This window comes from Marinoscillum furvescens DSM 4134 (genome assembly GCF_003386095.1).
In the GTDB taxonomy this organism is placed as follows: Bacteria; Bacteroidota; Bacteroidia; order Cytophagales; family Cyclobacteriaceae; genus Marinoscillum; species Marinoscillum furvescens.
In genome coordinates this window covers 1-10,718 of the sequence record NZ_QREG01000021.1, presented here as the reverse complement: position 1 = coordinate 10,718, position 10,718 = coordinate 1, and the positions used below count along the sequence as shown (strand labels likewise).

11 protein-coding genes are annotated in these 10,718 nt (G+C 39.7%); 10 read left to right on the top strand and 1 reads right to left on the bottom strand.

The features are described from left to right. Window position 1 precedes the first annotated feature (1 nt). From C7460_RS18210 to C7460_RS18160, 10 genes are all read left to right on the top strand, one after another. Window positions 2–2,059 carry a copper-translocating P-type ATPase gene (locus C7460_RS18210; protein WP_115869568.1) on the top strand — a complete coding sequence of 686 codons (2,058 nt, stop codon included), beginning with the start codon at window positions 2–4 and terminating at the stop codon, window positions 2,057–2,059. A 1-nt stretch (window position 2,060) separates the two neighbouring features. After that, a complete protein-coding gene (locus tag C7460_RS18205; RefSeq protein WP_115869567.1) occupies window positions 2,061–3,839 on the top strand; it encodes an efflux RND transporter periplasmic adaptor subunit in 1,779 nt (592 codons plus the stop codon). 139 nt (window positions 3,840–3,978) lie between these two features. After that, the gene (locus C7460_RS18200) at window positions 3,979–4,596 is read left to right on the top strand and encodes a DUF3347 domain-containing protein (protein WP_115869566.1); all 618 of its coding nucleotides are present in this window, start codon (window positions 3,979–3,981) and stop codon (window positions 4,594–4,596) included. Further along, on the top strand, window positions 4,593–5,054 hold the full coding sequence (locus C7460_RS18195) for a heme-binding domain-containing protein (RefSeq protein ID WP_115869565.1): 462 nt from the start codon (window positions 4,593–4,595) through the stop codon (window positions 5,052–5,054). The genes C7460_RS18200 and C7460_RS18195 overlap by 4 nt, the downstream gene beginning before the upstream one ends. A gap of 23 nt (window positions 5,055–5,077) precedes the next feature. Continuing rightward, complete coding sequence (locus C7460_RS18190; RefSeq protein WP_014022303.1) at window positions 5,078–5,875, top strand: cation transporter; 798 nt, start codon at window positions 5,078–5,080, stop codon at window positions 5,873–5,875. Between the two features lie 1,025 nt (window positions 5,876–6,900). Beyond that, window positions 6,901–7,269, top strand: a complete 369-nt coding sequence (locus tag C7460_RS18185; protein WP_115869564.1) for an ArsR/SmtB family transcription factor — start codon at window positions 6,901–6,903, stop codon at window positions 7,267–7,269. Continuing rightward, complete coding sequence (gene merTP / locus C7460_RS18180) at window positions 7,266–7,874, top strand: mercuric transport protein MerTP (RefSeq protein ID WP_115869563.1); 609 nt, start codon at window positions 7,266–7,268, stop codon at window positions 7,872–7,874. The genes C7460_RS18185 and merTP overlap by 4 nt, the downstream gene beginning before the upstream one ends. Then, a complete protein-coding gene (locus C7460_RS18175) occupies window positions 7,871–8,089 on the top strand; it encodes a GDCCVxC domain-containing (seleno)protein (protein WP_014022306.1) in 219 nt (72 codons plus the stop codon). Before merTP ends, C7460_RS18175 begins: the two co-directional genes overlap by 4 nt. Then, the gene (locus C7460_RS24565; RefSeq protein WP_394340434.1) at window positions 8,077–8,784 is read left to right on the top strand and encodes a DUF6943 family protein; all 708 of its coding nucleotides are present in this window, start codon (window positions 8,077–8,079) and stop codon (window positions 8,782–8,784) included. The genes C7460_RS18175 and C7460_RS24565 overlap by 13 nt, the downstream gene beginning before the upstream one ends. 178 nt (window positions 8,785–8,962) lie before the next feature. Next, complete coding sequence (locus tag C7460_RS18160; protein ID WP_014022308.1) at window positions 8,963–9,604, top strand: DUF6266 family protein; 642 nt, start codon at window positions 8,963–8,965, stop codon at window positions 9,602–9,604. Window positions 9,605–9,847: 243 nt separating this feature from the next. On the opposite strand, the gene C7460_RS18155 is transcribed toward C7460_RS18160, so the two are convergent. Next, window positions 9,848–10,357: a hypothetical protein gene (locus C7460_RS18155; RefSeq protein WP_115869560.1), complete on the bottom strand. Its 510-nt coding sequence runs from the start codon at window positions 10,355–10,357 to the stop codon at window positions 9,848–9,850. Window positions 10,358–10,718 lie beyond the last annotated feature (361 nt).

The following is a 10,718-nucleotide window of genomic DNA, read 5'->3' as shown; positions in this document are numbered from 1 at the left end:
CATGGAAAATAAACATCATAATCATACAAACGAAGATCACAAGCATAGTCATGAACACCATGACCATAGTAATCATAATAATGGCCATGAATCTCATGACCATCACCAGGGACATCATGCCCACATGATTGAAGATTTCAAAAAACGCTTTTGGATTTCTTTAGTCATCACCCTGCCTATCGTAGTGCTTGCACCAATGATACAGGGATTAATCGGTTATGAACTTCGCTTCAATGGTGATCGATATGTTCAATTCGTGCTTTCATCCATTATTTTCTTTTATGGAGGTTGGCCATTCCTAAAAGGTCTCGCAGATGAAGTAAAAAAGAAAGCTCCGGGTATGATGACTTTGATTGCTTTAGCTATTTCAGTAGCCTATTTCTACAGTTCAGCTGTAGTATTTGGACTTGGTGGCAAAATCTTCTTTTGGGAACTCGCCAGCTTAATCGTCATCATGCTATTAGGCCACTGGATAGAGATGAAATCCGTTATGGGAGCTTCCAATGCCTTGCAGGAATTGGCCAAAATGATGCCTTCAACAGCTCGCAGAATTAAAGAAGATGGGGAGCATGAAGATGTGCCTATTGATAATTTAAAAGGCAATGACACCATACTGGTAAGACCAGGCGAAAAAATCCCTGCTGATGGTATCGTATTGGAAGGTGAAAGTCATGTAAATGAATCCATGCTTACTGGGGAATCAAAACCAGTAACCAAACATAGAAATGATCAGGTTATTGGTGGTTCGGTCAATGACAATGGCACCTTAAAAATCAAAGTGAAGCATACGGGCAAAGATTCCTACTTGTCTAAGGTGATAGAAATGGTGAAAGAAGCTCAGGAAACGAAATCCAAAACCCAAAATCTGGCAGATAAAGCCGCTGCATGGTTATTCTACATCGCTTTAGGAGCAGGTATGACCACACTTGTAGTATGGTTGAGCCTCGGTAAAGACTTTGAATATGCATTAGAACGTATGGTAACCGTCATGATTATCTCATGTCCTCATGCTTTGGGCTTAGCTGTCCCTTTAGTAGTGGCCATTTCCACGGCTGTTTCTGCTAAAAATGGATTATTGATCAGAAACCGAACAGCATTTGAGAATGCAAGGAAACTAACCGCAATCATATTCGACAAAACAGGCACTTTAACCAAAGGTGAATTTGGGGTAACACGGTTTAAAAGTACTTTAGACAATTACTCGGACAATGAATTACTTCAAATTGCTGCGTCTATAGAAAATAGTTCTGAGCATCCTATAGCGGCAGGTATCGTTCGTAAGGCAAAAGCAAATGATTTGACTTTACAAGAGCCTGAGAACTTCCAAAATATTACAGGAAAAGGAATCAAGGCAAACCTAAAAGGACAGGAAATCAAAATTGTTAGTCCAGGAATGCTTACAGAGCAGGGATTTGACACTCCAGCTGATGCTTTTAAAACAGAGGATGAAACGGTAGTATTTGTTTTGATTGACAATTCATTGGCAGGATACATTGCCCTTGCAGACGAAATTCGACCAGAATCTTTATCAGCAATAAATACGCTAAAAGAGAGAGGTATAAAAGTTTACATGGCAACAGGTGATAACCAGCAAGTGGCAAAAGCAGTTAGCCAGCAACTCTCTTTGGACAACTTCTATGCAGAAGTACTCCCCGAAGACAAACAACGCATCATTAAAGAGCTTCAGGAAAAAGGTGAATTTGTAGCCATGACGGGTGATGGTGTAAATGATGCCCCTGCTCTTGCACAGGCTAATGTGGGGATTGCCGTTGGTTCGGGCACAGATGTAGCAGCCGAAACGGCTGATATTGTTTTGGTCAACAGTAACCCGAAAGACATTGCCAATTTGATTCTTTTCGGTGCGGCTACTTACAAAAAAATGATGCAAAACTTATGGTGGGCAGCAGGTTACAACATTGTAGCCGTTCCTTTAGCTGCTGGTGTTTTGGCAGGTGTTGGGATTATTCTCAGCCCTGCCATCGGTGCGGTTCTAATGAGCCTTAGCACTGTGATAGTTGCTTTCAATGCACAATTATTAAAAAGACAAATCAAGAATTAAGATGAAAAATATAAATAAAACAACAGTAATTATAGCCATAAGCACAATGGCTATCGGCTTGCTACTTGGCTGGATAATTTTCGGAAGATCCAATGAAAACCAAACGGATGAACATAACCATACTGCAATGGCAGATTCCGAAACAATTTGGACATGCTCTATGCATCCACAGATCAGGAAGAGTGAATCAGGCGATTGTCCTATTTGTGGTATGGACTTGATTCCTTTGGAATCCACAGATGGTGAATTAGACCCTATGGCAGTGAGCATGTCACCAACTGCCATGCAGTTGGCACAGATTCAAACTATGGTGGTTAATAAGGGTAAGGCTGATAAATCAATTCGTCTAAATGGAAAAGTACAGGCAGATGAACGTTTGCTATCTACCCAATCTTCACACATCCCAGGCAGGATTGAAAAGCTTTCAGTCAATTTTACAGGAGAATTTGTGTCGGCAGGTCAGGTTTTGGCAAATGTGTATTCCCCTGAATTGGTGACTGCACAAGAAGAATTGTTTGAAGCCAAAAAAATAAAAGAAACACAGCCTGCATTGTTTAATGCTGCCAAAGAAAAATTGAAAAACTGGAAACTCTCAGACAAACAGATTGATCAGATAGTCAAATCAAATAAGACCATAGAACAGTTTCCAATTCTCGCCAATGTTTCAGGATATGTAACTAAAAAAATGGTCAATCTGGGTGACTATATCAAACAAGGGGAAGCCTTATATGAAATAGCGGACTTATCTAAAGTATGGGTGCTTTTTGATGTGTATGAGACAGATATGACTTGGATAAACAAAGGTGATGCGGTGATATACACAGTGCAATCAATACCTGGTAAAACATTTAAAGGAAAAATTAGCTACATCGATCCTGTTATCGATCCAAAGACCAGAGTGGCAAAAGCAAGACTTGAAGCAACAAACAAAGGTTTAATGCTCAAACCAGAAATGTTCACAACTGGAACGATAGAAGCAAAAACCAATACCAATTATACATCCTTAACTGTCCCTAAAACTGCTGTAATGTGGACGGGCAAACGCTCTGTAGTTTATGTGATGCAAATGTCAGCTCAAGGTGTAAGTTTCATCATGCGAGAAGTTACTTTGGGTCCAGAATTAGGTGAAAGTTATGTGATTGAAGATGGCTTGCAGCCTGGTGAAGAAATTGCAATCAATGGTACCTTCAGTATTGATGCAGCAGCACAATTAGCAGGCAAACCAAGTATGATGAACCCGGAAGGAGGTGTAGCCATGGCTGGTCACAACCATGGAGGAAATACCAATTCAAATATGGAAACAATGCCTGTTTCATCCAAAAGAACCACAATCTCAGAAGATGCAAAAAAATCGTTACAACCAATTTTTGACAATTACTTCAAATTGAAAGTTGCGTTGGCTAGTGATGATTTTGAAGAAGCTAAAGCATCTGGCGCAGCTTTGTACAGCGCCTTAGGTAAAGTTGATATGAACCTTTTTAAGGCAGATGCACACTCGCAATGGATGCAGCAGTCAACTGTTTTGAAAGCAGCTTTACAGCACATCGAGCATCTTGGTGACATCAAAGCCATTCGAGAAAAGTTCATCAGCATATCCAATTCAATGATAGCAACAGCAGAATCTTTTGATCCAATATCCACTGCTATTTATGTTCAGCATTGTCCAATGGCAGACTCTAACAAAGGAGCAGATTGGTTGAGTCTGGATAAAGAAATTCAAAATCCTTATTTCGGAGAGTCAATGCTTTCTTGTGGCGAAAACACCAAAACAATAAAATGAAAGAGTGTTGCAAAACTGGAGACAATGCACCTCCCTCAAAATTTAAAAAATGGGCTTCCAGAATAATATGGGGTATCATATCCTTCATCGTTCTTGGCTTATCACTAATTCAAATGTTTAACTTCTAAATTTTAATACAATGAAAAAATCAAATTCAATCTTAACACTCGCTTTATTAGCAAGTATCTCATTTTCATTAATTGCATGTGCCAATAAAAAATCTACCGATCATGAAAATGGAAATGGTGTCCATGATCATAGTGCCATGAATCATAAAGCAGAGGATGAAATGTCAGATGGTTCAGTTGTGGAAACGAGTGAAAATAAGTCCATTTCTCAATTAATCGATCAATACCTGGTAATTAAAAATGCCCTGGTTCAAGACGATTCAAGAGCGGCTGCCAGCGCAGGTCAAAAACTTGCAGAAACGTCTTCAAGTATAGACCTTAACACTTTTGAAGCATCCAAGCAGTCCGAGATTAAGGAAATATTGGAAGTAGTAAAAGAACATGGTGAACACATTGCAAAAAGCGAAATAGCTCATCAACGTGAGCATTTTGAAGGCATGGCAAAAGATTTCATGGACTTGCTTGCAATCACAGGAACGGACAGAACACTTTATCAACAGTATTGCCCGATGTACGACAAGGGAAAAGGGGGTAGTTGGCTGAGTGATTCTCAAGAGATCAAAAACCCATTGTTTGGCAGCAAAATGCTGACTTGTGGTTCGGTGAAAGAAACCATTTCAATGAAATGAAAAAACGGCTTAAATTATCTCTATGGGTAGTTTTTATTGTGTTGGTGGGGATTCAATTTGTCCCCGTCCAACGCAATGAAATAGAACCAGTTACCAATGCTGATTTTATTGAGCATTACGAGTCTCCAGTTGTCATTGGAAATATTATCCGAGCATCCTGTTATGATTGTCATAGCAACCAAACCAAATACCCATGGTACAGTAATGTTCAACCTATAGGCTTTCTTTTACAGAATCATATTTCAGAAGGAAAATCTGAATTAAACCTATCAGAATTTGGTCTTCTATCAAATCGAATGAAACGGACAAAACTAAAATCAATTCTAAGTCAAATTGATAACGATAAAATGCCAATGCCATCCTACCTATTTCTTCATTCAGAAGCCAAACTGGATTCGCTAAAAAAAACTCTTTTGGTTAGTTACTTTGATTCAATATTAGTTGATATTGATAGGTGAAAAAAAAACCTTTGTTTTTTATAATGGAAAAATCTGTATTCAAAATATCACAAATGGATTGCCCTTCTGAGGAACAAATGATTCGGATGAAATTGGATGGAATAAACGAAATCAAACAACTTGAATTTGAGATACCTCAAAGGAAACTAACCATATTTCACATTGGCAATACTACGGAAATTGAAAGGATATTAGCAGAACTAAAATTAGGTTCAAAACTAATATCAAACACACAATCACAGGTAGTAATTGATGTAGAATCAGACCCAAGCAACCAACGAAAAATCCTTTGGGCTGTTCTTATCATCAATTTTGTCTTTTTTGTTCTTGAAATGCTATTCGGCTTGATTTCTAAATCTATGGGGTTGGTGGCAGATTCTTTGGATATGCTAGCAGATTCGTTAGTGTATGCATTAAGCTTACTGGCAGTAGGTCAAACATTAATTCGTAAAAAGAAAGTAGCTAAACTAAGTGGGTACTTTCAAATGTCATTAGCTCTATTTGGTTTATTGGAAGTCATTAGACGTTTTGTAGGATCTGATGGCATACCGATTTTTCAAAACATGATTATCATATCCTTTTTAGCTCTTTTGGCAAATTCCGTTTCACTTTACCTGATTCAAAAGGCGAAGAGCAAAGAAGCACACATGCAAGCTTCTGCAATTTTTACTTCCAATGATATTATCATCAATTTAGGTGTAATTTTGGCTGGAGGCTTAGTCTACTATTTTGAAAGTAAAATACCTGACTTAGTTATTGGTTCTGTTGTTTTCATTATTGTATTTAGAGGAGCAACAAGGATTTTAAGATTAGCGAAATAACCCCACCCTCACCCATGTGCTTCCAGTAGGTTCATTGCATTCGTTCGTACCTCACTCTTTACATTCACCCACTTCCTGCACCACAAAGCAAGAGCACTCCTTCATTCCTTTCCGTTGCACTCCAATCCATTCAGTCATACACTTGCTTTTCCCAACGCACACCCCAACGCAGGTAAAGCGGTGTTCGTCAATCGTTCCGTTTTGTTCCGCAAAAACATATCTGCAAGGGTAAAATGTACTCCCTTCGGTCGCCCTTGCATATACCGTTCACTTACCAGGTGGTTTGTGCTCCAGTAGGTGCTCACCACCTGCCGTTCACTTGTTTTGCTTCACACACTACTCTCAATCCTCACTTGCAGCTACTTCATCCCCCCAAACCCCAATAAGGTGTTCGCTGTACTCACAGAAGAATTAAATTGGGGGTCTGTCGCTGCATGTGTTTTTGCTCGCCTGCGGGTCGCTGCGGGCTAATCGGGCTGTCATGCTTTTTGCAGTTAATCCAGTGCCTACAGTAGCTTCATTTCAGTCTCTCGTTCCTCTTTCCTTGCATTCAGCCACTTTCAGCACCCCACACAAGAGTAGCTCATTCATTTCACTCAACGAGCCGACACAGTTCCATTTCGCAATCCGTCTGTTATGCCTTCAATTAGTATTTGGTGAATTGATTAAAATGTCAAATACTCCAACCCTAATAACAGCCAGTAATTGCTCCATTCCACCCAACAAATCGTTCCGTTCCGTTCAATCGCTACCCTTGCCTTTCCCGACCCTAAAGCAAAAAATCACGCCAGCCCTGCCGTAAACGGTAGCTGTCTGCCGCCCTCATTCTTCGGGCTTTTGCAGCCACCACCCTTGCTCCACTCGCAGGCGGCTCGCATAAATGGCTACGCCTTAGTTTACCTGCGTTCACACAGCAATTACATTTAAGCATGTCAATGACTCTTGTATTTAAGTATTTGCTTAAACATTAAACTAAATTTCTTTTCTTTGCGTTTATTTAAGTAATCACTTAAATACGATTCATTATGACCAAAACATGTATTAGAGTTTATGCTGATGAAAAACAGATCAAGCAGTGTAAGCAAGACATTGAAAAAGTAGGTGATGCAGTAAACCGAATAGCAAGGGCACTTAACCTTGCTGGCAATGAGGTACGACTAAAAATTCTGTTTCTATTGGACAAGGAATCCAAAATGTGTCCATGTGATCTAAGTGATATTCTGGGCATGACAGTTCCTGCCATTTCTCAGCATTTGAGAAAGCTAAAAGATGCGGGACTGGTTGAAACAAACAAAGTAGGACAAACAATATTCTACTCTATTTCCGAATCAAACGACCTCATACTGAATCCAATATTAGGGTTATTAACACCAGAAAAAGAATCAACAATATGACGAATAAGAAATCAAGCTCATTAGTAATGACAAGTGTACTGACCGCTATTAGTGCATCACTTTGTTGCATTACCCCAGTGTTGGCACTACTTGCAGGATCAAGCGGAGTAGCCGCAACATTTTCTTGGTTAGAACCTTTTCGACCTTGGTTGATTGGAATAACTGTAGTCGTTTTAGCTTTTGCATGGTATCAGAAATTGAGACCAAGAACTGAGGAAGAAATTGCTTGTAATTGTGATGAGGACAAACCTTCTTTTTGGCATTCAAAGAAATTCCTTGGTATAGTGACGGTATTTGCAGCGATCATGCTTGCATTCCCTTATTACTCGGATGCCTTTTACCCTGAAACCAAACTATCAGTATCAGATAATGTCAATCTCGAATCAACCTACGAAATCAATATTACTGGAATGACCTGCACGGGATGTGAAGAACATGTGAAACTTGAAATTGGAAAACTACCTGGCATTTCTGGTTTAGAGGTTTCTTATGAAAAAGCGAATGCAGTGGTAACTTTTGATGAATCTAAAACAGACATTGAGAAAGTAAAATCGGCTGTTGACAAAACAGGTTACAAAGTAGAATCAGTAAACAAATCAAAATGAGTGAAGTAGTTCTTAAATCAACAATTACTTGTCCTAAGTGTGGACATCAAAAAGAAGAAACCATGCCAACAGATGCATGTCAGTATTTCTATGAATGCGAAAACTGTAAAGAAGTACTTAAACCCATACAAGGTGATTGTTGCGTTTATTGCTCTTATGGTACAGTAGCTTGCCCACCAATCCAAGAAGGTGGTAAAAGTTCATGTTGTGGGTAAATCAGACAATCAAAATAAAGAGAGCAGCAAAGTTAGGTGGGTTCGCACATGACCACCGCACAACCGGATTGTCAAGGTCAAGCCCTACGGGTTTTGATAAAAACCTCCACCCTTCGGGTAGTATTTTTCCCAAAAACCTTGTCAATCGTGCCACACCCACCTTTTCAAGAGCTTTCTCTTTTCTTTTTTTCCCTTTTTTCTTTTCTCTTTTGAAAATGTCTGTGCGAAGCGCAGCGAGCATAATTCTAATGGCTTGCTATATGAAATCGTTTCGCTTGAAAACACACAGACTAGGAACCACCTACAACAAACCCCATTTCTTTATCCTGAATAAAGGATTGAACAGTGGAAAACCTCTTTGCACACCTTGCCCGAATTGCTTTGTATGTCTTTTGGAAAATGAGGCAGATAGAGAGTTTCTGTATTGGCTATGCTTCGGACTGTGGAGGTCTAAGTCATTCCATTTCTATTTGAAAGGCTCGGTGATTCCATTCATAACTATTGACGAGATCCGAAAGGTTATAAGAGAAAGTGAAGTCAAAGCAAGCACCAAAGAGAAGGCATTTGAAAAGTCGATTCAGGCACTAAAACTATTGGATGTCAACGAGCAAAAAATCAAGCTCACCTTAAAAATGATAGATACTGTCAGGCAGTCAATATTCCACAACCTAATGAAGGAAACAGGGGCAGGATAGCTTCTTGATCTGACAAAAGAACAGGGCAACAAAGGCAAAATAAAGCACACCAAAGCAACAGCACCTAAGAATGAATCTTCGCCTGTTTCTTGTAGTATTTTAGATGGTGAAGGGCAAATCCATGGTAAGTCCGTGTCAAGTCCAAGCAAATGTTTAACCCTTAAAAAATCGTAAAAAGATGGGAAAAATTAATCAAGGTATTCTCGGTGGTGTCTCAGGACAGGTTGGGAATGTAATCGGTGGAACTTGGAAGGGCATCGATTACCTAAGAATCAAACCTTCCAGTGTAGCGAACCCAAGAACTGAAGGTCAGGTTGACCAGCGTTCTAAGTTCTCAACTGTATTGAAGTTCTTGCAGCCAATGACAGACTTCCTTAGAGTTGGTTTTAAGCAGTATGCCAACAAGATGACGCAATTCAATGCGGCCATGTCATACAACCTGAACAATGCCATTACAGGAGCTTACCCCAACTTCATGGTAGACTATGCAAGTGCATTGGTCTCAAGAGGAAACCTGACTGGTGCTGCGAATGGTGCAGCTTCTTCTCCAAGTGCTGGAAACGTAGAAGCGACCTGGACAGACAATTCAGGAAGTGGTAGTGCCTTAGCAACGGACAAAGCTCTGATTGCTCTTTTGAATACCACAAGAGGTGAGGCAGTTTTCACAACTGCGGGACCAGCAAGATCAGTTGGTACAGCAACCATTCCAGTGCCTTCTGAATACTCAGGAGAAGACGTTGAAGTCTTCTTAGGGTTTGTATCAGAAGACGGAACTAAAGTTGCTAACAGCTCTTATTTAGGCTCTGTAACAGTTGCGTAAAGCGATTGGTGTTTTCGATAAAAACCGCTTCCTTTGTGAGGCGGTTTTTTTATGTCCGCTCCGCTCCATTTTTCCTTTCTTTATCCCTTATTTAGCTGTTTAGCGATAGTTTTTGTTGCTTATTTGTACCTATAAGCACGTAACTACCTGATAATCAACGTACATTATATTTTGTATTGGGAAGTAGGTAAGTAAACGATCAAAAAACGCCTATTAAAGTTACCCTGAAAAAGTACCCTGAAATTATCTCGAAAACCCTCGATACGAGTTCTTCTTAAGATTCTCTATATCTGCCAAATCTTTATCCCTTGATAATCTTTCTTTATCCAAAAGCAAATCCTTTCTGGACAGAATAGGGATTTGCACACCATCAATTTCACCTAATTCTTTGTCTTGATAGCATCGATCAAAGTCCTTAAGATAGAAAGCTACTAGCACGGGGAGAAAATCAAAATGGAATGCTTCTTTATGAAACTTAATGAAGGTCTTCATAGGGTCGAACACAATACGCGCTAGATCATCTTTTAACTCTGGACTAATATCCGATATAGCTCGGATCAATTTGATAAAGTTCTCATTTGTCGCTAAATACCAAACATCAATATCGTATACCACCTCCTTCGGCAGATTGGCTGACGGTCTTGGTTCTCCGTAATAACTAATAGCTACTCCTCCTACAAATAAGTAGGCTACTTCATGATTATTTAGAGAAAGGGAAAGTTCTTTAACCTGATCAGATAATTCCTTTTCCACTTTAAAAGATGAGATTGGTCATTTGAAGTTTTTCAACTTCTTCAAAGATTGGGTGGCTTTCATTTGACGAAGCTTTTCCTCTTGAGTCTGTGGTCGCTTCACTCGGTCATGCTTTAGTTCCTCGTAGGTGCTATATAATTTTACGGATGACATAATACAAATGTACTGATGATTAACTGATAAACAAACCGCTACGACGGCAGAGTGTTCAATAGTCCTCCACACTCGATCACCGAATTCCACACACCATCCATAGATATATCCCACAATCGAGTAGGAAATGAGGATGGATGATCAATCCAGCCTCATTGTCCTCTCACACCACCCAGCGTACTCTCGTACTGGGCGGTTTCTTTGAAGT